The following is a 24,834-nucleotide window of genomic DNA, read 5'->3' on the forward strand; positions in this document are numbered from 1 at the left end:
ATGCGGGTGCAAAAGTAGTAGATTACTACATACGCTCCAAACTTTTTACAAACTATTTTTCATTTATTTTTTTACCGGAGACAATGTTATATAATGTACGCACAAAGAAGACTGAAATAATATTCCTCACTTACCGATACAACTCAAATCTTTCGATTCTACAATACGATTACTTTAGGTTTTTGTCAACTTATTTCAGGACACGACTTCCCTTTCTTTTATTCTTTCAATATATATTAAACGAATAAAGAACAATTATCAAATGAATAAAGCATATATGTGTTCTTTGCGTTTGATATATATCAAACGAATCACTTATACTGTAATCGGGCTGAGTTCGATACAAGTCTACGCCGAAAATTAAGGAAAGGAAAAAATATCTATACATAACCCTAAAAAACTCAGGATTACTAAATATTTTTCTTCCCATATTTAAAAATATAACTAAAACCAATCCCTATTTCTATAGGAGTCGATGTTTTCAGTTTCTTATCAGATTCAACAATTCCTGATTTATAATAATCCAACGTACTATATCCCAACCAAGCGGCTATAGAAAAAGAACGACCTACCGGATACTGATAACCAGCCTTTATCACATATTCAAATTCGTGATGAATAGATTGCCCCTTATTAGCCAAACGATCGAAATTCCAATTCAGTCGGTTGTAAGCAAATTTATTTTCAATAAAGATATAATGGGAACGGTCAATTTTTTCTTCGTATTTAATTGGCAAATAAAACTTCGGAGCGATATGAAGAGAAAAAAAAGAACCTTTATAGACTAAATTATCCCCTCTTAATCCTCCCAACCCAACTCGCTGTGTAAAACCACCTCCACCAAAACCAGCATTAACCCCAAAGAAAGGGACAAAATCAAATTCATATCCGATATCAGCGGCAATAACTCCAGGATTACCTATTTGGCTCAATGTGTAATGCCAACCGAATAAATATTTGAAACCGGCATTAATCTTCTGTCCTTCCTGAGCATAAGATGCGACAACAGGCAATAGCAATAATAAAACCAGTATCTTCTTCATATTATTCTTTCGTTTAAGACAATACAAATATAGAAAGAGCCCCCTAATCAAACCGTTACCACATTGCCTTCTTCTGTTATTTAGTGTTACCACCGGAATGAACGAAGACAAATCAAGTTATATTTGTAATATGAAATTACAAATGCGTCTTATACTGATCTTCGTTTCCTTATCGGTCCTGGGAATATTCTTTTTCCAGGGATATTGGTTATGGAACAGTTATAACATAGAAAAACAACAAATCAGAAGAATTATCAACGAAACACTTCAGCAAGCAATCAATGAAGATCTGACAGACCGGATGGAAAAAATGAAAAACGACACGACACCCGGTGCACCACATGGCCAAGTGGAATTTGGTTTTTTTATGGACAGTACTTCCCACACAGCCTCCCAACAGACACCCCGGAAATATTATTCCCGTACCCGGCTCCAATTATTCAATGAAACTGACAGTACCGTTTTTCAGGCTTATAAACCGGAAAATACTCCCATGATGAGAATGGCATTCAAAGGAATCTGGCAAGCTATTAACGGGATTTCTCCTGTAAACATTGAAAAAACCGACAGCCTATGGTCAAGCTTTCTTCGTGCAGAAGGTATATACAACCGACATTTTATCGACTTTACACTAGGCAATGACACTCTCCTAGCCTCTTCTTTGCCGGATAACCAGAATCCGACCAATTTGCTTGCCACCCAAAAAATAGGCGTTAACAGTGACGATAGTATCGGCATGCAAGGATTTATCATTGCACCCGGAGAGACAGTACTCAAGCGGATGGGGCCACTGTTTCTCGCCTCATTCTTTCTGATTATCATTACGACAGCTTGTTATATCTACCTGATACGAACCATTTTACGCCAGAAAACGATCGCCCAGATAAAAAATGATTTCGTCAACAACATGACCCATGAACTGAAGACTCCGATCACCATTACTTACTCGGCTATCGACGCTTTGCAAACATTCAATTTCGTCGAACAAAAAGAGACACGGGAGGAATATTTCACACTTTGCCGCCAACAATTAAAGCATCTTTCCGGCCTGGTTGAAAAGATACTTAGCATGGCTGTCGACGAGCGCAAAAACTTCCGGCTGCAAAAAGAGACTTTCCGGATAAAACCGGTCATAGATATTCTGGCACAACAGTTTACGCTAAAGACAGATAAACCTGTTTCTTTTCAGATCGTCTGTGAACCTGAGGAACTGACGATATATGCCGATAAACTGCATTTCACCAATGTAATCAGCAATATGCTCGATAATTCAATCAAGTACTCCGGAAAAAGCGTACAAATCTCCATTCAGATAAACCAAATAGAGAAAGGGACTCAAATCGACCTGACAGACAACGGTATAGGCATCCCTACCGTTCAACTAAACCGCATATTCGAACGTTTCTATCGTGTCCCCAAAGGGAATATACATGACGTGAAAGGCTTCGGACTCGGACTCAGCTATGTCAAAGACATCATAGAGCGGCATAACGGGACTATTTCCGTTGAAAGCAAAGAAAAAGAAGGAACTACATTCACTATTATAATACCGGAAAAGAAATGATACATGTATTATTAGCCGAAGACGAAATAGCATTAGCTAAAATAATCAAAGACAGCCTGGAAAGCCGCCGGAAATTCCAAATTACAATTGCGGCAAACGGCAATGAAGCAATGTCTTTATATCACCGTTCAAAACCGGATATCCTGGTATTGGATGTGATGATGCCTCAAATGGATGGATTCACGCTTGCCAAAATGATTCGTCAAACCGACACACGGACACCGATCTTATTCCTTACCGCACGCTCATCGGTCGATGACCTGGTAACCGGTTTTCACCTGGGAGGAAATGACTATCTGAAAAAGCCATTCGATATGGAAGAGCTTATCGTCCGCATCCTTGCCTTATTGAACCGTCCGATAATCATAGAAGAAGAAAAGCGACCGGAGGTTTTCAGCATCGGTCAATATACGTTCGATTATCCCCGTCAGACGTTACAGATAAGCGACCAAACAGAAACATTATCGCATCGGGAAGCCGAGATTCTACGCATGCTTTGCCAACATACGAATGATGTATTGCACCGTAAACCGGTTTTACTGGAGTTATGGGGAGACGATTCCTTTTTCAATGCCCGCAGCATGGATGTTTTTATCACCAAGCTACGTAAAAAATTAAAAGCCGATCCCTCGGTTCAGATTGTGAACATCCGGGGGATCGGCTATAAACTGATCATATAGTAAAATCAAATAAACAATTCAGGTTCGCGGCGTGCGCTGAAGTTTTTATGAAGCATAGCCGTATAGGGGGTATCGAAAGTACGGGCCCCTTCCGGACATTCTTTTACGCAGGCACAGCATTTAATACAAAGCAACGGATCACTGAACATACGATCATCGACAATCGATATCGCTGCAACAGGGCATACATCGATGCAATACTCACATTGTGTACACAAATCCTCATCCGTCACAGGAGCCTGTGGAGTGGAAGGACCTTTTACCTTGTACGGGAAATTTCCTTTTACCTCCAACGGCTGTAAATCCGTCAACGTCGATACGTTATCCAGCTTCTTCAGAATTTCGCTACCGAATTCGGATGCTTTCAACAAATCGTCCTTATCCGGCCGACCGGCGGCAATAGGCATATCTTTCCGGCTGTATGAATGCTCACCGATAAAGGCACCGGCACTCACCGGCACGAATCCCTGAGCGGAGAGCGCATCGCTTAATTCCTTTAAAGCGTCTTCGTAATCGCGGTTTCCATAGACTACGACAGGAATAACCGGAGTTGCGTTTCCCTTAAACATACGGATGCGCTCCATAGCCGTCTCCGCAACGCGGCCTCCATATACAGGAGCCGCAACGATTACCAGTTCATTCCCTCCCATCGAAAGCGGTTCCTTCAATCCTTCATGGGTAATATCCGATTCAGACAAAGTATCCGCTTCCAACGCTTCGGCAATTGCATAAGCTATTTTTGCCGAAGTATGCGTCGGAGAGAAATAGATTAAATGTATATTCTGATATTGCATATCGTTTACTTTAAAGATGCACCAATCTTATCCATCAATCCGGCAAACTCATCTTCGGTATATCCCTTGCCGGCATAAATCACTTTTCCGTCTTTACCTATCAGATAAGTACGGGGAATCAGGTTCTTTGCAAATGCTCCGAAGATGGCACGGTTCTTATCCGGATACAACGGGAAGGTGAAACCTTTTTTCTCATTATACTTTGCCAACTCGGCATCTGTATGTTCACGTCCAATCACCAACATCTGAAAGTTTTTATTATCCTTAAACTTCGGCCACAACTTCTGCTGTACTTCCGCCAGTTCTTTCTGACAGGGAGGACACCAGGTTGCAAAGAAATTTATCAGCACTACTTTCCCTTTCAGGGAAGCAGACGAGATTTGTTTACCATCGTCGGAAACGATCGTGAATGCAGGCATCTGGTCGCCCACTTTTATAATATCACCATCGTTCTGAGCACGGGCTACAAACGCGAAAATTGCAAGCAGGACGGTTAAGAGGTACTTCTTCATAGGCTTTATTTTATTCTTTGGGCAACATCGTAACCGGCTTTCAGAGCTTTCAGGTTCATCTCAACCACTTCTTCCCCTTTACGACCGAAGATACGACGGATACCGTCTTCTATTTTATTATACTCAATTCCAATAAAAGGAGCAGCAGCACCCAACATCACGATATTGGCGGCACGGGCCGTAGCGACTTCCTTAGCTATAGCTTCCACATCCAGGATAACCTTATGCGGCAATTTATCCAGCTCTTCGTTTACTTTCTCCATATCCGGATAATTAGGGATATTGACAAACGGCTGTGAATTAGTCACCAACCAACCATCTTCTTTCAGATAAGGAAGATAACGGAGACTTTCCATCGGTTCCAGGGAAATGATCAGGTCGGCATGTCCCTTCGGAATCAGGTCGGACGCGATCGGCTGATCAGACAAACGCAGGTTCGACTGTACATCGCCACCACGCTGGCTCATTCCGTGAACTTCCGCCTGCTTCATATACAAACCTTCTTTCAAAGCGGCTTCTCCAATAACGGCGGCAATAGAGAGGATACCTTGTCCTCCTACACCTGACAATATAATATCTACTCTCATTTCTTGCTTGCTTTTTTCTTTTTTGTTAATGTCTGGATACATTCACGACGCGGGATCAGGACAGATACGCCTTTATATTCGATCTCTTCGCGGATGATCTGTTTCATTTCTTCGTAATTCTTCTTCAACGGGATCATGACACGGATATGGGCGGGATCGACACCGATACCTGCACAGATAGCTTCCAGGCGTCCTGTTCCGGCTGAATCCTGACCGCCGGTCATAGCCGTTGTTTCATTATCGGAAATAACGATTGTGATGTTTGTATCCTCATTGACACAATCCAGCAAACCGGTCATACCGGAATGCGTGAAAGTAGAATCACCAATTACCGATACGGCCGGGAATACACCGGCATCAGAAGCCCCTTTCGCCATTGTAATGGAAGCCCCCATATCGATACAAGAGTCGATTGCACGGAACGGAGGCAAAGCTCCCAACGTGTAACAACCGATATCGCCGAATACTTTCGGGTCTTTATATTCAGCCAGCACCTCATTCAATGCTTCATACACGTCGCGGTGACCGCAACCCTGGCATAATGCAGGCGGACGCTGTTCCACCACTTCGGGGATAGCATAGTAACTGGTAATATCTTTGCCTAAAGCCTTGCCTACGGCATCCGGAGTCAACTCGCCGTCACGTTGTAAAGTCCCGTCCAAACGACCGTGAACAGTTATCCCTTTACCCAAGAAACCTTTCAATTGCTCTTCCACAACCGGATAGCCTTCTTCAAGCACCAGAATTTCCTTACATTCGCCGGTAATCTTTTCTACCAACTTGCGTGGCAACGGATATTGAGTAATCTTCAATACCGGATATTCGAACCCGTCAGGATAATTCTCCGCCAGATAGTTGAATGCAATACCGGTTGTAATGATACCCATCTCTTTGTTGGGAGCATCGAAATACTGGTTATATTTTGAACTTTCAGCCGCTTCGGTAAACCCTTTCTGCGCTTCCAGCAATACTTTGAAACGTTTGCGTGCCAAAGCCGGAAGCAAGATAAAACGCTGACGGCCGTCAGGCGGACAACTCATCGTATTTTCTTCCTTGATCGGACGCGTTACCACACCGGCACGAGAGTGCGCCATACGGGTAGTAATACGCATCAGGATCGGATAACCCAGTTTTTCCGAAAGTTCGAAACCTTCATATACCATATCGTATGCTTCCTGCTGGCTGGATGGTTCCAGCATCGGGATCATAGCAAAATTTCCATATACACGGTTATCCTGCTCGTTCTGTGATGAGTGCATGGAAGGGTCGTCGGCCGTAATAATAATCATACCACCGTTGATACCGCTCATTCCGGCATTCATAAAGCAGTCTGCCGCCACATTCAGTCCGACATGTTTCATGCAGCAAAGTGAACGCTTTCCGGCATAACTCATACCTAAAGCTGCCTCCATTGCTGTTTTTTCATTCGTACTCCAACGGCTGTGTATCCCCCGTTCTTTCGCTACTGCCGAGCCTTGTATATACTCGGTAATTTCAGTTGAAGGGGTACCCGGATAGGCATAAACACCGGAAATACCGGCATCGATCGCAGCCTGTGCGATAGCCTCATCCCCCAAGAATAGTTGTTTTTCCATGTATATTTGTTTTCTTAAATTGATTTTTATGTTATACCAACAGCCAAAGATACAGCTTTTACCATAAACAAAAAGCAAAAAGCCTACCGAATCTTTCTCCTGTTCAGTTCAGCCCGGTAACGGTTTGCATTGCGATTATGCTCTGCCAACGTTGCCGCGAAATTATGCCGGCCCGAAAAATCTTCTTTGGCACACATATAAAGATAATTATGCTTCATATAATTCAAAACGCTGTCCATCCCCTTGATAGTCGGGATACGCAGCGGTCCGGGCGGCAACCCGGCATATTTATATGTATTATATGGAGAATCTATTTCCAGATGTTCGAACAGGATACGTTGCAAGGTAAAATCACCCACTGCAAATTTGACGGTAGGATCGGCTTGTAACGGTATGCCACGATGCAAACGGTTCAGATACAAACCGGCCACAATCGGATATTCATCTGCCGCAGCCGTTTCTTCCTCTACGATGGAGGCCAGGATGGCGACTTCCGCAGGTGTCAGATCAATCGCTTTTGCCTTCTCCATACGTGCTTCCGTCCAGAAGGCTTTATATTCACGATTCATACGCTGCATCAGTTTTTCTGCGGGAATATTCCAATAGACCTCATAGGTGTTCGGAATAAACATGGAGAGGATTGTTTCGGTAGTAAATCCCAGCGAATCGCAATAAGCCGAATCGTTCAGCAAGACAAGCAGGTCCTCTGTATCCAGCATCAACTGTTCGTCCAACCGCTCCACCAGATCATCTTTAAAGCGGATATTATTAAAGGTAAGACGGGTTGCCACCTGATGACCGCGCCGCAGATCGTTCAACAGTTCCAGGTTGCTCATTCCCGGCGATACCGCATATCGGCCGGTCTTCATATTTCCCTGGTATTGCAGGAATCCGGCCAACTGTTTAAAACTTCCGATACGATTGCAGCCGGCCGAATCAATCAACTGACGGCAAAGTTCGCCGAAATCCTTGTCTTTTCCTATATACAGATAAACCGTTTCTTTGGGAGTAAAGTTAGGCGCCCATGCCAGACGGTATCCCCAGAAACCTGTACCCGCCAGCAAAAAGATCAAAAATACGACAATCCCAATTAGTATATTACGCTTCCCCTGTTTTTTCTTATTCATTTTTCCTCCAATAAAATACTGATTATCAGAACAGGTCACAAAAGTAATACCTTTTTCCGAAAAAATAGATGCAAAATCCTTTGTTTATTTAAAAACATCCGCCTATCTTTGCAGCGCAATTCTAAGGAAGAAGCACAGAACACATGGAAGTGTGGGTGAGTGGCTGAAACCACCAGTTTGCTAAACTGACGTACTCGTAAGGGTACCGGGGGTTCGAATCCCCCCGCTTCCGCTCCAAAGGCTGTTAGTCGAAAGATTGACAGCCTTTGTTGTTTTATCCCTAAAACGAACCTGCCATTGAGGAAAATTTCATCACATTTCCCCAATTCCACATCCCCATTCTACAGTCTGGCACAATCACAAATACACATAATTTACTGATTATCAACAATTACGCAATCAGACCATCCGTTTGGCACACAAATTGAATTACATTAAGCGTATTAGTAATAAAAGATTGTTGAATTAAAAAAATTAAGATCATGAAAAAGGTATTAGTAGTAATGGCAATGGTTATGGGTGTTGGTTGTATGAGTGCTATCGCAGCAGAAACAAGTGTTGATTCAGTAGCTTGCTGTCAGTCTACTCAGGATGAGTACACAAAGATTGAAGTGGCAGATGTTCCTGAAGTAGTGAAAACAGCAGTTGAAAAAGCCTATGCAGGCCAGACCATCAAAGAAGCCTCTGTAGCAGAAAAAGACGGAGCCAAGACTTATAAACTTGTTATCGCTACAGCCGAAGGTACGGAAAGCACGGTTACCTTCAATGACAAAGGCGAAGAAGTAAAATAAAATTTAATAACAACAGTTATGTCGGTTAAGACAAACGTCCGGACGTCCCCAGGGAAGTCCGGACGTTTTGTTGTTTTTAGTTCTCATGTTTTTCAGCCCATTCAAATATAACCGGACTCTGCACATCCACACCGAACTCCGCTGCTTTTTGCAGGATACGGTAAGCCAGCAACGGCTTCTTATCCTCGGGTGCATATCTGAAATAAGATTCGGCAGCCCTTACATGGGCCGCATCGGGCATAGGAAACTCACGGGTTTCCGGAAGGCCAAAATCAGAGGAAGGAAGTTCCTTGCGTTCCTCTGTCGTCAACTTGTCACTAAACCTGTTTGCCATAATCATTTATTTTTGATTGTTCAGTATAACCCACTCAACAACCAAAAGGCTCATTTCTATTGCCAGATTTAGCAATTATTCTATTAAAACAGGGAATCAATCCTCTTTCTTCAGCAAGATGATATCCAGAATGGAACTGACTGTATCCGCCTTTTTGACCACCATCAGATGATCGCCTCCCTCAACGGGAAAGACATTTTCAAGCCGGTCATAAGGAAAGATCTGATCGGACGTGCCATGAATATGGTAAAGGTGTTCGCTCTTATTGTCCGGTACCCAGTCAGTGATCTGTTCTACCGCCCACTTGATATATATGGGATCGGTAACAGTCATATACTCTGCCAGATCGGAATTGGAGGCATTATATACCAGGCGGTTAAAGGCATTGGTAATAAAGTCGGTCGACGAGAAAAGCCGTTTAGGCATAAACTCCATCAGATTGACTTTCCGGACTGCCTGGAAAAGAATAGGGATTTCCCTTTTGCTTTTAAAGGAAGAAATGATAACGCACTTCTCCGGTTTCAGGAAAAGTGTCATCTCCTGCATGATAACGGCACCAAAAGAATAACCGATCAGGATAAACGGACGCGAGGTGTCGATCGTCTTTGCCATCTTATGAGCATACTCCGACAATGATTCGTCGGGGCTGGGAATAAACCATTCGATATAGGCTTTTTTATACCCCTTCGGAAGCCGCAGTTTGTCAAAGACCTTACAGTTATAGCACATCCCGGAAATAAAATAGACAGTAATATCTTCCGCCTCCTTTTTCCAAAGCCAGTTTACCAACGACGACAAACGTCTCCATAGTCCGGGTGATTGCACTTTACTTCCTTCCATATATCATTTTTACTTTATAAGCATAAAGATAGTGGTTTTGTTCAAATGATCATCTATCGGCTTTCAGCTGACGTAATAATTCGGAAGGAGTGCAGCCAAACTGCTGCTTGCAGAAACGTGTAAAATGAGTCGCCGAGTTAAACTTATACAACTGCATAACATCACTCAGCGTATTTCCCGGTTCGGCCAGTTTAAAACGCACATGTTTTGCTTTTTGTTTCAATAACCATTGATGGGGAGAGATTCCAAACTCTTCCCTGAACTTATTATTAAAATTCGTACGTCCCATACCGGCTATTTTTGCCAACCCGTCCACCTGGTCCACCTTCAGATAATTTTCAAGTATAAGGGAACGGAAATCCAGCGATTTTCCAACGATAGGATGAAATAAATAAGCCAACTCTTCTTTTCGATAAAATCCCCGAAACAGCAAAAACAGCTCCATCGACTTTATCTCATGCAAATGCTTGCAGTTCATCTTCGACTCCAGGTATTCTATGATAGTCTCCAGGAATAAACGTAAAGGCGGATATATAACAGTCGGCTGATAATCATATTCGATCTCACGACTAAGGGGAGCCAGCGATTGAAGTTCCAGTTTATTGCAAGCACCGGGGAAACGGTCAAACGTAAATATAACAAGGTTGGAATCAGATACTATCTTACAGAAAAAATCAGAGGACTTCGGGATCAATATAAACTCATCCGACCGGATGATTCTGTTTCTTTGCTCATTACAACAAATAACAGCTTCACCTTCCAGGAAAAAGATCAGATGATGGCAATCCTTGTCCTGCTCTTTCAGTTCACTCTCCTCTCTTACTATACGATGTTTAAATCCAACTAAAATATCCGGAGAATAATCTTTACAAGATATATACTCTTCCAAATAAAGTAACTTTTTCATTACATCCCCCATTTTTAATTCCGACATTAGTGTTTCCTCATATTTACCTTTACAACGGTATCGCATTCAGTCGGTTATTCACTCACTATACAAAAGGCTCATTTCACAATTTGAAACAAATGTATAACTTTTTCCGGTTAAACAACTCACATATCCATCGTTAATGTTTACATATCTGCTACGGAAATACGGCGAGGCTATTATTGTCCGGCGCTTTCCGAAAATAAAAAAGCGCAGTTCCTGCATATACTACAAAAACTGCACTTTATCAATCACTTACAAGAAGATTAAGTTACTCAATCCTGCCTACCATTCCGGAAGGATCTACCCATTCATCGAACTCTTCGGCCGTAAGCAACCCGGAATCAACGGCTGCCTGCTTCAACGATTTGTTTTCACGAAATGCTTTCTGGGCAATCGAAGCTGCTTTATAATAACCGATCTTCGGATTGAGTGCCGTCACCAGCATCAGGGAGTCGTCCAGATGTTTCTTTATAGTCTCTTTTACCGGCTGGATACCGACAGCACAATGGTCGTTGAAACTCCGGCAACCATCACCGATCAACCGCGCGCTGTGCAGAAAATTATAAATAATCATCGGCTTGTACACATTCAACTCAAACTGTCCCGACGCACCGCCTACAGAGATCGCCACATCGTTCCCCATGACCTGCGCCGCAATCATGGTGAGAGCTTCGCACTGGGTCGGGTTCACTTTCCCCGGCATGATAGACGAGCCCGGCTCATTTTCCGGCAAGCGGATTTCACCGATTCCCGCACGCGGACCGGAACCCAGCATACGGATATCGTTGGCTATCTTCATCAGGCTGACTGCGACACCTTTTAACGCCCCGTGCGTTTCAACGATCGCATCATGAGTTGCCAGCGCCTCGAATTTATTGGGTGCCGTGACAAACGGCAGACCGGTTAGTTCCGATATTTTCTTTGCCACCTTCTCCCCGTAGTTTTCCGGAGTGTTGATACCGGTACCGACAGCCGTACCTCCCAGCGCCAGTTCCGCCAGATGCGGCAATGTATTCTTTATCGACTGGATGCCGTATTCCAGTTGGGCGGCATACCCGCTGAACTCCTGCCCCAAAGTCAAAGGAGTCGCATCCATAAAATGGGTACGCCCGATCTTGACGATCGGCATGAACTCCCGGCTTTTCATGACGAGGGTACGGTGCAACAACTCCAGAGACGGAATCGTATTCTCCCGAAGCATCTTATAAGCGGCGATATGCATAGCCGACGGGAACGTATCATTAGACGACTGCGATTTATTCACATCGTCGTTAGCCATCAGAACCTTCACCTCATCGGTCAGTTTTCCGCCATTCAGGACATGTGCACGGTTAGCAATCACTTCATTCACATTCATATTGGTCTGCGTGCCGCTACCGGTCTGCCAGACCACCAGGGGAAACGCCTCATCCAGGTGGCCCGCCAGTATCTCATCGCAGACACGTACTATCAGATCGCACTTTTCCACCGACAGCACACCCGCATCCTTATTGGCCAGCGCAGCTCCTTTTTTGAGGTAGGCAAAGGCATAAATAATCTCTTTGGGCATACGGTTTATATCTTGTGCAATCTCAAAGTTTTCGATACTACGTTGCGTCTGCGCTCCGTAATAAGCATCCGCAGGAACCCTGACGGTTCCCATGGTATCTTTTTCTATCCGACATTCCATAACTTCTTCTTATTAGTTTTTCTTATAAAACCATTCAGATTATGAATTGTTTACGATTACAACCGGTATGTCTTTTTATATACACACTTCATGTACCAATAAGATAAGACGAAGAGAGACAGAACATAAAGATGTTCCGTCGTCCAATACACAGCGAGAGGGAGATTCGGGGTCGCGGACAATACATACAGGTATATCACATAGAAAACCGTCGTGACCACTTCAAAAAGGAAACCCGTACGGGTCCTTCCGGTTCCGGTAACGGCATTGCAATAAATATGAGCCGGAACCGAAAAGAGGTAATTAGCCAGCATGACCGTAAAAGGCCAGAAGGCAATCCGGATCAACTCCTCATTCTTCGTGTAGACGCCCAACACCGCATCGGAGAAAAAGAAGGTCAGCACAATCAAAGGAAGTCCTACAAAATAACCCAGGCAAACCATTTTACGGCACAAAGGCATCACCTTTCCGTATTCGCCTGCCCCTATCAGATTGCTGACCAACGATCCCGTTGTTGTCGAGAACGAGCAGACGATCACAAAAAAGACCGTCGATATGCTCCGGATGATATTGGCTACAGCCAGTATGTTTTCTCCCAGATGTTCAATCATCACGAAAAAGAAGAACCAGGGAGCCACACTGATAAAAGCATGCATCATACTCCACACGGAGAGATGAAGCAAACGGAGCAATAACCGCCCGTCATACACAGGCCGCAAGCCATACTGACGTTTGTCTACCTCCCGGAAGATATAGACAAGAAAGACGATTAAAAAAGACAATTCAGACAAGGTCGAAGCCAGAGCGGCACCGGAAATACCCAATCGTGGAAACCCTGCATGACCAAATATCAACAGGTAATTCAGTAGAATATTGGTCGTCACCATAACCACAGCCCCGACAGTCAGCACCCTGGTTTTGATAATCCCGACAAAGAAAGAACGGAAAGCCAGCGCCGGGAAAGTAAACAGAAGCCCGAATGTCCGCCAGTCGAGATAATCTATTACAGCACCATAGACCTCATCCGAAGTGACCAATCCAGATAAAATAACCGGTGCAATCCATTTGGATAACAAGAACAGGAAAGCCGCCAGCACTACCAGGAAAAACAATCCCTGAAAAAACACCTTTCCTGTTTCATCGTATTTCTGTTCGCCGTTACGGCGTGCCACCATGACCTGCAATCCGAGGCTAAAACCAAAACCCAGCATATAAAGAATCAGGTAATACATGCCGGCCAGGGCGGAAGCGCCCAGCTCAACCTCCCCGTAATGCCCCAGAAATATAGCGTCGGTAATATTGATCAGTTGTTCCATTAAAATGCTCATCATCACGGGATAGTTGATGAGCCAGATCTGTTTGTATGTGAAATTCATAATTCAACTTAATATATAGCGTCGGCATACGTTCCCGCCAGAGAACATACCGCGACCATGAATACTAAAAAATAAATAGATTGTACCCTGTATAAAATAGGATAGCGAAAGTCAGGCAAAACAGTTTTTTGCCTTATGTCCGGGAGAACGACGCTATATACAGAGTTGCCACTTCATAAGTTGAATAATCGGATTATTTGATTCGGGAACAAATGTAGGAGTTTTTTCAGGAAATAACAAGGAGGTGCCCAAAGTCTCTATCCTGTCATCCCGGGCTTGACCCGGGATCGCATACTAAACATTGTAATCAATATAGTATAAGTTGTCGGACCAAGTTCGCCATGACAAAACAGATTTTGCAGCACCTCCTTCAAGCATGTTTACTTATCAGAATACAATCCCAGCGTATTTCCTTCGCTATCGGAAAACATTGCGAAATAGCCGCGGTCTTCGGATTCGATCTTTGTCTTTTCGCGGACGATGCTGCCACCGTTGGCTTTGATCAGAGCAAGCGTTGCATCCATGTCGTCCACATTCAGATGGACAAGCACACCGTTCTTTGCCGGAAGGAAGTCGGCCGCCCATGAGATAGCACCCGGAGCCAAGCCGTCCTCGTCGGGGAAGAAAGCCATCTTTTCGGATTCGCATTCCATCACGCTCAATTCCAGGTTCAACACTGTTTCATAAAACTTCACGGCTCTGCCAAAATCTGCCGTAGGGATCTCGAAGAAAGAAACTAACTTTTTCATGTTCACTTTTTTTGTCGTTAAACTATTTCTGCCAATTGACAATGCAAAGGTAGGACACGCCGAAGGGGCAAACTTGGAAAAAAAGGACATTAGTCGTTTTCGGTAGAAAAATAATCGGAATAGGGTGCACAGAGGGACAGGTATTCCTTCGGCGTATAGCCGGAGAATATTTTAAACTCGCTGATAAGATGGGGCTGGTCGTAGAAACCGCATTCGCAGGCCAGCCGCGAAAAGGTCATGCCCGGAACAGACTGCAACATATACAAAGCATGCTGGAAACGGACTATACGCAGGAAATCTTTGGGACTGATCCCTATATGCCCGGTAAACACACGCTGAAACTGCTTGGTACTTAAAAAGACGGAAGATGCCAGGTCGGATACACGTATCTCCCTTTTTCACGGTCGATCGTCGAGACCACAGAATGCATGCGCTCCAGGTTATACGATTTCAGGGGATTTAACCGGCGAAGGAGGAATTGTTCGACCAGACGGATACAATTCCGGTCGTCTGCTTCGTATAGGAGGCGGTCTTCCAGTTCCAGCAGTTCGCGGTCGCCTGCCTCATCGGCAGTAACCTTCCGGTCGCAAAATTCGCTGACCGGCATACGAAAAAATGCATTGGCGGCATAGGTATGGAAAACGACAGCCAGTATCTTTATATTTCCGGTATAGCTTAGGTCGGAGAAGCCGACGAACTGCCCGCACAGGACGGACTGGCTATCCAGGCGGCGGGTATCCTGCCGGGAAGAAAGCGAGACCGGATTTCCACGGTAGAAAAGCATCTGGATATTACCACACGGAATAATACGCTCGGTACTCCGGGCAATGCTATCCGTTTCCAGCAACCAGTAATGCCTGATATAAGGAGCAAGTGCCGGCGATGGTAATATGAGTTGAAAGGATTCCACGCCGGCAAATATACTCATTAAAAAGAAAGGGCGACCATCACTGGCAGCCCTTTCCGACGTTCACGTTGAATTATCGTTTGTTTCTAAATCAGAGAGTGAATGTTTAATATCATCCATTGTTATTGAAAAATTTTCATTGTTGTTGAGCCTTTCCAGGACCAGCGCGCCGATCTTACGGGCACTGGCCTCATCAGGGAAAGACCTTAGCGTGTCAATTGCAGGAATGGTGGGCTGATATATCAACACCCTCTCATTCATCACGATCCGATAGCCCCAGCCATCCTCCAATTGAAACGTTTGCAACTCCGGTTGCCGGCCGTCCGGAGACCCCTTTTCTCCGGGACGGAAATAAATAAGTAAAATAAGTACCGGTAGCAGCACCAAGCCCCAAAGAGCTTTTCTACCTTTAATAGTCATCATCGTCGTATTCATAAGGGTGAAGTTCCCAAACGTCATCAAAACGGTAAGTGCTGCTTTTACCCGTTGCCACAAATCCCCTCTCACCATTGGAGAAGCCGACCGCAACCGTACGGGCCGTACCTTTGAATTTGGCTACATTCTCCCACAAATCGGTTGCAGGATAATATTTCCAGGTGTCAGAACGTATGCTCCCGCTTTCACCGCAGGTCAGGTAGACAGCTCCGTCGATCACGAAAGCCGTACCATATTTACGTACTATATTATAATCATCGTCATAATCATCATCCGATGTATCGGCAATGTCGCGCAACTGGTCCATGATTGCGTGGACGGGTCAAACATCCAGAAATCGTCCACATAAGTCCCGTTGTTCACGCCGCAGCAAACGTATGCCTTGTTGTCCAGAACAAAACTGGTGGCACCCTGCCGCTTCGTACCTCCGATGCTGACGATCTGCTGCCAGCTGTTGGAAGAAGGATTGAAGGCATAGAAATCTTTCAGATAATTTCCGTCGTAACCGCAACCGATATAGGCCTTTCCGCTGACACCGAAAGCCACCGCATCGTAACGCGCCGTTCCGGGAAAGTCGGCTTTCTGCGTCCAGTTATTGGCTGTAGGATCATATTCCCAGAAATCATTCAGCTTATTCGCTCCGTCATAGCCGGTTCCAAAATAACCCTTACTATCTACGGTCATAGCCACCCCTGAGTTTCGGGCCGTACCGGGGAAGGTTGCTTTTTGTGTCCAGGAATCCCGGTCCATATCATACTCCCACAAGTCCGACAGGCGGTTTGTTCCATCATACCCGCAGACCAGATACCCTTTATTTCCGATTGAAAACGAAGAAGCATCACTACGTGCCAGACCGTCGAAGTCGGATACGCGATACCACTTACCCATCAAATCATCATCATCGTCATCCCCACAGGATACCATTACCAGAGGCAGCAAGGCCAGCAGGAACAGAAATAATCTTTTTCGTGTCATCATATAACGTGTTACTGTTTACGGTTGCAAAAGAATAAAGTATCCAAAACACCGGCAAATTAAATCGACAAATGGCGGTTCCTGTCCGATGAACGGGTATTTATGGGAGGTAAAAGGCTTTTTCGGACATTGTTTCCGGCTTACCGCCGACTAATCTGCGGAATCAGGCGATTAACAGAGAAATCCGGGGCATTGGCAGGTTATTCTTGCACAGAAGATATCAAATATAGTTCTTTGCCCCCAAAAATGAGCTATCCAATTATAGTCATGGGAGTAACCTTTCCCCTCTTGAGAGGGGGCAGGGGGTGTGTTAAAGCTTGCTGATAAGGCGAAAAGATAACACACCCCTTATCCCCTCTCGAGAGGGGAAACAGTTACCATCAGTCACTATAAGTCAACGAAACAAACAAATTCAAATATGAAAAGAAGCCTTTTTCTGCTATGGATATGCCTGGCAACAGCCGGTTGCCTCTTCCAATCCTGCTATGACGAGAGTAATAAGTATGGTAACGGATTAGTATCTTCGGCATTCCGCAATATCAGTACCGACACCAGTACGGTGACAGTCGCAGCCATGCTGATCGACTCGCTGGAAACCTCCAGCAAGGAGCTCGTCTTGCTGGGTGAATATACGCATCCGGTATGGGGCAAAATGTCCTCCTCCGGTTATGTATCCTATAACCGTCCTTCCTATAATACCGATATAGACGAGCGCGTCGTACTCGATTCGCTTATGCTCACCTTCAGGTACGGAGGTTATTATATCGGCGACACGCTGAAGGCCCAACGCTTCAACGTACACAGGCTGACCCAGAAACTCAGGCTGGGAGACAACGGTTATCTTTATAACACCTCGTCGTTCACCTATGAACCCGAACCATTGGCAAGCCATAGCTTTATCCCGCGGCCGAACAGCGGGGAAGAGGTGGAAGTGCGCCTCCCGGACGAAATGGGCCAGGATTTCCTGACCCGTTTCCACAGCCGCGACGTACAGGTGAACTCCGATTATTTCGAAGATTATTTCAAAGGGCTGGTCGTTATTCCCGAAGGGGCCGACAACCAGTCGCTCCTCTCCTTCCAGGTGGCCGACAGTTCAGCCGTGCTCGTTCTCCATTACCATATAATAGATGAAAAGGAAAACGAACAGGAACTGACCTTTACGCCCAATACCAGCACCCAGTTCAACCATTACGAGCATGACCGGAGCGGTACGGCGATGAAACCGTTTCCTCCCGGCCAGAAGGAAATCCCTTCCTCCCAACTGGATAACAGGGGTGTTTTATTTGGCGGACTGGGATGGTATGCCCGCCTGGAATTTCCTTATATCAATAATATCCTTATGCAGGGAGAGCAGGTGGCGATTGAAAGCGCACTGCTAAAGATTTATCCTGAACCGGGCACGTTTTCGGCAACGAATGCCCTACCCGACAGCCTTTATCTTTATATCGCCGACGAGAACAACGTGGTTACCGATGCCGTGACCGACTATCTCGGTGAAGAGGTGCAAAGCGGAACACTGGTAAAAGACGATACGTATGATGAAAATACCTATTATTACTTCGACATTACCAGTTTTATGCAACAGGAACTGGGAACTTTCGGTATGTATAAGCATAACCTGCAACTGGTATTCAACGAAGATACTTATACAAAGACATTCCGCAACCTGACCTTCAGCGACCAGCAAGGCCGTTCGCCCATTGTTTTACAGCTAATCTACAAAGTATATGAAAGTTATTAAGCATCTGACTCTATTCCTTTTACTGACCCTTCCCGTCCATGCACAAAATATAATGACCTCGTCGCCTTACTCGATGTTCGGGATCGGCGAGATCGTAACGGGATTGTATGGCTCCAATTCGGCAATGGGAGGTGTATCGACAGGTATGCGCGGCACCTGGTTGCTCAATACGGAAAATCCGGCTGGCCTGACGGGGCTCGACACGCTCCGGTTGTTTGCCGAGACATCCGCCTTTATGAAAAGCGAGTCATACCAGTCGAAAAACGGCAACAGCAATGCTTTCACCGGGAATATGTCGGCTTTCACGCTGGCAGGACGTATCATGCCGCACTGGTATATGGCAGCGGGATTGACCCCTTATTCATCGGTCGGCTATTATTTCCAGAGTACGGAACCGCTGGAAGGTTCACCCGGTTCATACTATACAAGTACGTTCGAAGGATATGGCGGGCTGTCGAAGGTTTACCTGACCAATGCATTTATGTTGGGCAAGAATCTATCGGTCGGCGTCAACGTCAGTTACATCTTCGGAAACACCAAACTTACGGAAAGCCAGAGCAGCATTTCCGTAGAGAACAGAATGTACACGCATGCGTTCTATGCTGATTTCGGATTGCAGTATCACCGCCAGATCGGAAAAGAGACGGCTTTTACAATCGGGGCCGTTTACGGATATAAACAGCGTCTGAGCATTGAAAATTCGATCGCGATCGTTTATAGCAGCAGCGAAACGGAGGAGAGCAAAAGGAATACGACCCAATATCTGCCCCAATTTGCCGGCATAGGCGGCTCGCTGGCCTACAAGAAATGTACTTATGCGCTCGACTATGATTTCCACCAGTACAGTAGCCTTTCATCGGGCGACAGCCGGGTAAAATTCAGGGATTCGCATAAGTTGCGGCTGGGGTTCGATTATTCGCCCAACGGTTATTCGTCTTCGAGTTTCTGGAAACGCAGTTCATATAAGGCCGGGGTAAACCTGTCGACTCCTTACTTGCAGATCAACGGGCAAAAAGGTTACGCTTACCGCTTCAGTGCCGGAATGGGACTTCCGGTAACGAACGGACGGATCAACGTAGCCCTTTACTACGACAAGACCCAACTAAACAATGATGTATACGGACAAAGCACTTTCGGGATGACGGTTTCGTATACGCTGAGTGAGTTGTTTTATAAGTTGAAACTGTAATCGGGAGCCTTCTATTTCGAAGATGTCCCGCTCTCCAGAATGCTGACAATGGAGAATAAAGTAAAGCAGATGCCACCCAAGCCGGCTAAAACTCTGGCCGGAACAAAATAGTAAGCATGTGCGGAACCCAGTTCGAACAGGAAGGCGGACAGGAACAAACAAGTCAATGCCGTAAATATAGGTATCAACGGAATACGGTTTGATAATTTGAATTCGTGCCGCCATATTTTGGATAGCAGGATCACTTTGCTGGAAATGCTATAGCATACCAGTCCCAGTCCGATCATGATATAGCCTGTTGTACCGTTTGCCGGATTGATGGTAGCCAGGATCAGGATAATTCCCCATACAACACAAATACTACCCATGACCAATACCATAATAGGCCAGAATTCGCGTTCGGTAGGAGAAAATATATTCCTGATCTGCCGGGCAATAGTCGCTACCAAGGCAATCAGACTCGTACAGATACAGGCCAGGCCGATCATCACATGTCCGGCCACAAAATATTTCGAGCCTTGGTCGCTATGGGCTAACAGGCAGAATGCCCATATCCAGGCGGTCAAGGCGATCAGTCCGGCAATAGCAATCAGGGTCAGTCCCTGGGCACGGGTAAAAGCCTCGGGCGGAATATCATGGCCTGTCTTTTTCGAATTGACGGTAATCATGGTGAACCGGGTGGAAGAGGTAGCTGTTGTGGCTACACAAGCGGTAATCAGTCCCACTCCGCAGATTACATGACCGGCTACAAACGATGCCGTATCGGGCGACCGCATAATCCATATCCCTGCAACGACCGTCAGGATAGCCGACAAATATCCCAATGCCGGAAGCGCATACCGGCTGATCTCTCCGAAAGTATTAATGATCTGCCTGATAATGGTTGCCGCCGTTGAGAACAGGGCTATACAAATCATACCCAAAGAAAATACGACCGGGCCGGCCACAAAACGGCTCGGGTCGGTTCCATATTCATACACGAACCAGCCGTAACCGAAACAGAACAGGGCCATCAACAAGGGTATAGCCCTGAAAAGAACACTAATGCCGTAATTCATAGTCTATTTGTTTTTAATTTCCCTCCAAACAGACAGGATTACGGCATTGTTCCTCAAATTACATTTTTATAGAATCTTTTTAGTTATCAGGGACAGGGAGACCTATTCCTGCAAGGCCAACCGCCCCATAAGTGCCGGAAGGTAGGAGTCGCTGATCGGGATCAACTCGTCACCGATGCGGATACGTTTCCGTTCAATATAACTGATGTGGGAAAGAGATACGATATAAGAACGGTGCACACGGCAAAACAAACTGTCGGTGAGGTTTTCTTCAAACCGCTTCAGGCTGACCTGCGAAAGCAGCGGTTTGCCGTTCGTGCGATGAATCTTCACATAATCGCCATAGCCTTCCAGAAAAAGAATCTCTCTTTACGAAGGCGAATGATCTTACTTCCTTCCCGAACAAAAACAGGTTGTTCAGTCTGTTCTTTGTGCAACACTTCATGCACATCAGCCAATGCTTTATCCAACTTCTCAAAATAGCCCATCAGAGCATTCAACGTAGAAGCATCTCCATCGAAAGTAATACATTTCAACATAGTCGCTTTTCTTTTAAGTTTACACTACAAATAAATAAGAATATTCGGTGAACAAAGGTTAAGAACCGATAAATGGTAGAATTGGGTCGGTGAATCGCCCGGAGGAAGAGGGTGAAAAAAATCACCTCGATGATGCAGTATTTCACCGGATCATTCTTCCATTAATATCCATTTCTTGAATACCGGGGTTTTCGTTTTACTGATAATGATACGTTCCGGAATAGGCAATGTGAGGTTGACCGACAAGCGGCTGCCGAACCAGAGGTCAATATCCTTAATGGCTTTCCGGGAGATAATGAACTGGCGGTTGGCACGAAAAAAATGCTTTTCATCCAGTTGGTCGCCCAGGGCATCCAGGGTGCGGTCTACCGGATGCAGCTTGCCGTCGGAAGTATAAGCAGTAACCTTTTCATTCATTGTATAAAAATACAGGATATCTTCTACCTGCAACGGGTAAAATTTGTCGGTGAGCATGATCAGAAGGCTCTTTATGACATGCCGTCCCTGTATGGTATCGTTCGTTCGCCGGATATGGGCCAACCGCTCTTCGGGGCTGAAGAGGCGCAATTTGCCTAACGCCCGTTCAAGGGAAATAAGCGTGATCGGTTTCAGCAGATAATCGATACTGCTGACCTGAAAGGCTTGCAGGGCATACTCATCATAGGCCGTCGTAAAAATGACCGGTGCAGCGATTTCCACCTGTTCGAATATTTTGAAGGCTGAGCCGTCAGCCAGGTGGATATCCATAAAGATAATATCCGGCTGGGGATAGTTATGGAAATAAGTAACGCTTTCCTCTATACTCTCCAGTTCGGCCACTACCTCGACAGGCATCATGGTGTTTTGCGAAAGAATTGCTTTCAGGCTACCAACAGCAGCCGTTTCATCCTCGATAATTACAGCGTTCATACAGTTTAATCTTTTTTGTTATACCCGTCCGGTACCGTTCAGCAAAGGAAGGGTTACCTTAAAATAATCTTTCCGGTTGGAGATATGGATATCCTTTCCGGTAAGCATCCGGTAGCGTCCCCAGAGGTTCTTCAACCCGATGCCGCTCCCCGTGCTCTCTTCCACCTTCGGCTGTACCCTGTTGGATACGACCAGTTGGCTCTCTTTAGTAGTATAAACGTCGATTTGCAGCGGATACTGCTTACTGATCACATTATGTTTAACCGCATTTTCGATCAGCGGCAGAATACTCAGGATGGGCAAATGCCATAATAAAAGTGCCGGAGCCGCTTGAATAGAGAAGAATAGCTTCCCTTCATAACGGACGCCAAGGAGATAAGTATATGCTTTCACAAACTGCAATTCTTCTGCCAGCGTAACCATTTCTTTCTTGTTGCTCTGCAAGATATAACGGAAAACATTCGACAACTCATCCAGATAAGTCAATGTCTGCTCCTTCTCCCCGCTCCTGATCAGGGAGTTCAGCCCATTCAGGGAATTGAAAAAGAAATGAGGGTTGATCTGTCCCATCAAAGCATTGTATGAAGTCTGGAGTTTTTCAGTCTTCAATTGTTCATATTCAAGCATCATCTGTTGTTTTCCATTCAGCAGGCGTATCAAAAGGACACTCAGCAAAACGGTTAACAGTATAAACAGATGCTCCGTCAGAAAAGGTTTCGGGAAATCTGTCGCCCGACTGAGAACCATAGACATATGCGGATCAGGGGATGTAGGGGGTGCCGCTTTCTTTCTTGCTGCATCTTCCATTATAACAAAACCATCAGAACGGAACATTTGATCAACTTCCAAAAGGTCGATCATCACAAAACGGTGTATGACCGGATACATGAAAAAGAGCGCAATGCCACAGACGATTGTCACACCAGCAGACAACAGGATTGTTTTATATTCTTTATTACAAAACAGACGGTCGCCCAACTTATACATTTGAGAATCCAGTATAAACAGCAGAAAGGCATATACGAAAAACCAAAATAAGGAATAATAAAGAAATTCATCTCCGGACGGATGGTTCCCCGGGAAAGGGACTCCCAGCGACTGCATTTTATAAGTATGCATCAACATGGTAAAGTTGACGAATAGGCTTAACAGCACTGACACGATAAAACCAATCAGCAGATTGTTTTTCACGGAATGTTGCATAAGTGTTTTATTTATAGGTGACAAAGATAACCCTATTCCCCTGCCGGAAAAACACAAACCGACGAAACGGCTAAAAACATCGGCGAATCGCCTGCCCCTGCTTATAAAGCATTTATCCCTACCCAACAAAAAGCACCCGAAACGAATCGGATGGCTTTTTTGTATGGCAATTAAATCCCGAAGGATTAGAATCTTCTTTCTTTGATTCTTGCTTTCTTACCTGTAAGAGCACGCAGGTAATACAATTTAGCACGGCGTACTTTACCCAGTTTGTTTACAGTGATGCTTTCGATGAACGGTGATTCGATCGGGAAAATTCTTTCTACACCAATGTTCTCAGACATCTTACGAACAGTAAAACGTTTTTTGTCACCATGTCCTGAGATACGGATAACAACGCCTCTGTACTGCTGGATACGTTCTTTGTTACCTTCTTTAATACGGTAAGCTACTGTAATAGTGTCACCACTCTTGAATGAAGGATATTCCTTCTTTGTAGCAAACGCTTCTTCTGCAATCTTAATTAAATCCATTGTTTTATAGCTTTTTAATTGTAATTTTAAATGAAACGCAATTTAACGGGCTACTTCTCCCGACAGAGATTGCGCAAAGCGGATGCAAAGTAACGAAAGATTTATTTGATACGCAAATTGTTTACGGAATAATTCATTTGGTATCACTTAATTCTTTTCATCCAAATGATTATTTAATTTCGCTTTCGCCCGCTCTATTGAAAGTCTAAATTTCTTTTCCAGTAGTTTTCTATCCGGTAACTTTGTTAAATAATCAGCTACTCTTATATTACATTTATCCAGTTGCATCAATTCTATATGCTCTTCACTTTTGTTCCGGTTTCTGACTGATAGCAGTACGTTCATACAACATGGAATCAATGCGTTCACGGAGGGTACGGACGCTCCAACGTTCTATTTTACACATTTCAATATAGAACTCCCGCCTTAAATCATCTTCGATAAACATTATCATACGAAGATGTGACCAAGTCAATTGTCTACACAATGTGTATACAATTCGCTCTTCAGGAAATATCTGATAGAAGCGCATACAATGACGCAATTGCTTTTCGCCCCAGCCTTTGCCATATACTAATGTAAGTTCTTGCGACAAAGTAACAACGATCTGTTTGCCATATTCTGCACGTTCATTCTTCAGTACATCTTCACTGATCCGTTTACCAATAAAGCATACTTATTTCTGAATTTACAACGGAAGCAACACGAAGACGGCTTTGTTCGATTAATTGTCTGACATCTGTCAAAAGAGTG

The 24,834-nt window shown here is 44.9% G+C and carries 25 protein-coding genes, 1 tRNA gene and 2 pseudogenes; 6 read left to right on the plus strand and 22 right to left on the minus strand.

Annotated elements, in window-relative coordinates; genetic code table 11:
* Positions 1-410: 410 nt before the first annotated feature.
* Entirely contained in the window at positions 411-1,043 is a 633-nt protein-coding gene (locus tag DXA15_RS04090; RefSeq protein WP_128133220.1) for a hypothetical protein, read from the minus strand.
* Between the two features lie 130 nt (positions 1,044-1,173).
* Between DXA15_RS04090 and DXA15_RS04095 the strand changes: the two genes are divergently transcribed.
* Both DXA15_RS04095 and DXA15_RS04100 read left to right on the plus strand, forming a co-directional pair.
* Positions 1,174-2,607, plus strand: a complete 1,434-nt coding sequence (locus tag DXA15_RS04095; RefSeq protein WP_233566794.1) for a sensor histidine kinase KdpD — start codon at positions 1,174-1,176, stop codon at positions 2,605-2,607.
* Positions 2,604-3,287, plus strand: a complete 684-nt coding sequence (locus tag DXA15_RS04100; protein WP_128133221.1) for a response regulator transcription factor — start codon at positions 2,604-2,606, stop codon at positions 3,285-3,287. The genes DXA15_RS04095 and DXA15_RS04100 overlap by 4 nt, the downstream gene beginning before the upstream one ends.
* Positions 3,288-3,292: 5 nt before the next feature.
* Here DXA15_RS04100 and DXA15_RS04105 read toward each other — a convergent pair whose 3' ends face one another.
* The 5 genes from DXA15_RS04105 to mltG all read right to left on the minus strand — a co-directional run bounded on the left by DXA15_RS04105 (position 3,293) and on the right by mltG (position 7,902).
* The gene (locus tag DXA15_RS04105) at positions 3,293-4,081 is read right to left on the minus strand and encodes a 4Fe-4S binding protein (RefSeq protein ID WP_128133222.1); all 789 of its coding nucleotides are present in this window, start codon (positions 4,079-4,081) and stop codon (positions 3,293-3,295) included.
* A 5-nt stretch (positions 4,082-4,086) separates the two neighbouring features.
* A complete protein-coding gene (locus DXA15_RS04110; RefSeq protein WP_128133223.1) occupies positions 4,087-4,593 on the minus strand; it encodes a peroxiredoxin in 507 nt (168 codons plus the stop codon).
* A gap of 5 nt (positions 4,594-4,598) precedes the next feature.
* Positions 4,599-5,180, minus strand: coding sequence for an indolepyruvate oxidoreductase subunit beta (locus tag DXA15_RS04115; protein WP_048314590.1), 582 nt, complete (start codon positions 5,178-5,180; stop codon positions 4,599-4,601).
* On the minus strand, positions 5,177-6,775 hold the full coding sequence (locus DXA15_RS04120; protein ID WP_128133224.1) for a thiamine pyrophosphate-dependent enzyme: 1,599 nt from the start codon (positions 6,773-6,775) through the stop codon (positions 5,177-5,179). The genes DXA15_RS04115 and DXA15_RS04120 overlap by 4 nt, the downstream gene beginning before the upstream one ends.
* Before the next feature lie 83 nt (positions 6,776-6,858).
* Complete coding sequence (mltG, locus tag DXA15_RS04125; protein ID WP_128133225.1) at positions 6,859-7,902, minus strand: endolytic transglycosylase MltG; 1,044 nt, start codon at positions 7,900-7,902, stop codon at positions 6,859-6,861.
* A gap of 145 nt (positions 7,903-8,047) precedes the next feature.
* Between mltG and DXA15_RS04130 the strand changes: the two genes are divergently transcribed.
* A tRNA-Ser gene (locus DXA15_RS04130) sits at positions 8,048-8,134 on the plus strand.
* A 250-nt stretch (positions 8,135-8,384) separates the two neighbouring features.
* Positions 8,385-8,693, plus strand: coding sequence for a hypothetical protein (locus DXA15_RS04135; protein ID WP_128133226.1), 309 nt, complete (start codon positions 8,385-8,387; stop codon positions 8,691-8,693).
* A gap of 76 nt (positions 8,694-8,769) precedes the next feature.
* Here DXA15_RS04135 and DXA15_RS04140 read toward each other — a convergent pair whose 3' ends face one another.
* The 10 genes and pseudogenes from DXA15_RS04140 to DXA15_RS04180 form a co-directional block, all read right to left on the minus strand.
* The gene (locus DXA15_RS04140) at positions 8,770-9,027 is read right to left on the minus strand and encodes a hypothetical protein (RefSeq protein ID WP_128133227.1); all 258 of its coding nucleotides are present in this window, start codon (positions 9,025-9,027) and stop codon (positions 8,770-8,772) included.
* Between the two features lie 96 nt (positions 9,028-9,123).
* On the minus strand, positions 9,124-9,867 hold the full coding sequence (locus DXA15_RS04145; RefSeq protein ID WP_128133228.1) for an alpha/beta hydrolase: 744 nt from the start codon (positions 9,865-9,867) through the stop codon (positions 9,124-9,126).
* Positions 9,868-9,916: 49 nt separating this feature from the next.
* A complete protein-coding gene (locus DXA15_RS04150; RefSeq protein ID WP_233566795.1) occupies positions 9,917-10,774 on the minus strand; it encodes an AraC family transcriptional regulator in 858 nt (285 codons plus the stop codon).
* A gap of 292 nt (positions 10,775-11,066) precedes the next feature.
* Entirely contained in the window at positions 11,067-12,467 is a 1,401-nt protein-coding gene (gene fumC / locus DXA15_RS04155; RefSeq protein WP_128133230.1) for a class II fumarate hydratase, read from the minus strand.
* Positions 12,468-12,523: 56 nt separating this feature from the next.
* Positions 12,524-13,843, minus strand: coding sequence for an MATE family efflux transporter (locus DXA15_RS04160; protein ID WP_128133231.1), 1,320 nt, complete (start codon positions 13,841-13,843; stop codon positions 12,524-12,526).
* Between the two features lie 380 nt (positions 13,844-14,223).
* Complete coding sequence (locus DXA15_RS04165) at positions 14,224-14,592, minus strand: VOC family protein (RefSeq protein ID WP_010800538.1); 369 nt, start codon at positions 14,590-14,592, stop codon at positions 14,224-14,226.
* Positions 14,593-14,681: 89 nt separating this feature from the next.
* A complete protein-coding gene (locus DXA15_RS25910; protein ID WP_233566796.1) occupies positions 14,682-14,924 on the minus strand; it encodes a helix-turn-helix domain-containing protein in 243 nt (80 codons plus the stop codon).
* Positions 14,925-14,944: 20 nt separating this feature from the next.
* On the minus strand, positions 14,945-15,520 hold the full coding sequence (locus DXA15_RS04170) for a DUF6597 domain-containing transcriptional factor (protein ID WP_233566797.1): 576 nt from the start codon (positions 15,518-15,520) through the stop codon (positions 14,945-14,947).
* A gap of 42 nt (positions 15,521-15,562) precedes the next feature.
* A complete protein-coding gene (locus DXA15_RS04175; RefSeq protein WP_128133232.1) occupies positions 15,563-15,934 on the minus strand; it encodes a DUF4907 domain-containing protein in 372 nt (123 codons plus the stop codon).
* Positions 15,909-16,909 (minus strand): annotated as a pseudogene (locus tag DXA15_RS04180) (Kelch repeat-containing protein). Before DXA15_RS04180 ends, DXA15_RS04175 begins: the two are co-directional and overlap by 26 nt.
* A gap of 418 nt (positions 16,910-17,327) precedes the next feature.
* Between DXA15_RS04180 and DXA15_RS04185 the strand changes: the two are divergent.
* Positions 17,328-18,650: a DUF4270 family protein gene (locus tag DXA15_RS04185; RefSeq protein ID WP_128133233.1), complete on the plus strand. Its 1,323-nt coding sequence runs from the start codon at positions 17,328-17,330 to the stop codon at positions 18,648-18,650.
* A complete protein-coding gene (locus tag DXA15_RS04190; RefSeq protein ID WP_128133234.1) occupies positions 18,637-19,839 on the plus strand; it encodes a hypothetical protein in 1,203 nt (400 codons plus the stop codon). The genes DXA15_RS04185 and DXA15_RS04190 overlap by 14 nt, the downstream gene beginning before the upstream one ends.
* A gap of 11 nt (positions 19,840-19,850) precedes the next feature.
* Here the strand turns inward: DXA15_RS04190 and DXA15_RS04195 are convergent, their stop codons facing one another.
* The 6 genes and pseudogenes from DXA15_RS04195 to DXA15_RS25440 form a co-directional block, all read right to left on the minus strand.
* Positions 19,851-20,897 (minus strand): DUF2776 domain-containing protein, encoded by a 1,047-nt coding sequence (locus DXA15_RS04195; RefSeq protein ID WP_128133235.1) that lies wholly within the window; start codon positions 20,895-20,897, stop codon positions 19,851-19,853.
* Between the two features lie 102 nt (positions 20,898-20,999).
* A pseudogene (locus DXA15_RS27875) lies at positions 21,000-21,436 on the minus strand (LytR/AlgR family response regulator transcription factor).
* A gap of 150 nt (positions 21,437-21,586) precedes the next feature.
* Positions 21,587-22,345 (minus strand): LytTR family DNA-binding domain-containing protein, encoded by a 759-nt coding sequence (locus DXA15_RS04205; RefSeq protein ID WP_128133236.1) that lies wholly within the window; start codon positions 22,343-22,345, stop codon positions 21,587-21,589.
* Positions 22,346-22,363: 18 nt separating this feature from the next.
* Positions 22,364-23,548: a sensor histidine kinase gene (locus DXA15_RS04210; protein WP_128133237.1), complete on the minus strand. Its 1,185-nt coding sequence runs from the start codon at positions 23,546-23,548 to the stop codon at positions 22,364-22,366.
* A gap of 185 nt (positions 23,549-23,733) precedes the next feature.
* Complete coding sequence (rplS, locus tag DXA15_RS04215) at positions 23,734-24,081, minus strand: 50S ribosomal protein L19 (RefSeq protein WP_009859510.1); 348 nt, start codon at positions 24,079-24,081, stop codon at positions 23,734-23,736.
* Between the two features lie 304 nt (positions 24,082-24,385).
* Positions 24,386-24,748: a DUF1016 N-terminal domain-containing protein gene (locus DXA15_RS25440; protein ID WP_199676215.1), complete on the minus strand. Its 363-nt coding sequence runs from the start codon at positions 24,746-24,748 to the stop codon at positions 24,386-24,388.
* Positions 24,749-24,834 lie beyond the last annotated feature (86 nt).

It is taken from the genome of Parabacteroides sp. AM58-2XD, from assembly GCF_003463685.1.
Classification (GTDB): Bacteria; Bacteroidota; Bacteroidia; order Bacteroidales; family Tannerellaceae; genus Parabacteroides; species Parabacteroides segnis.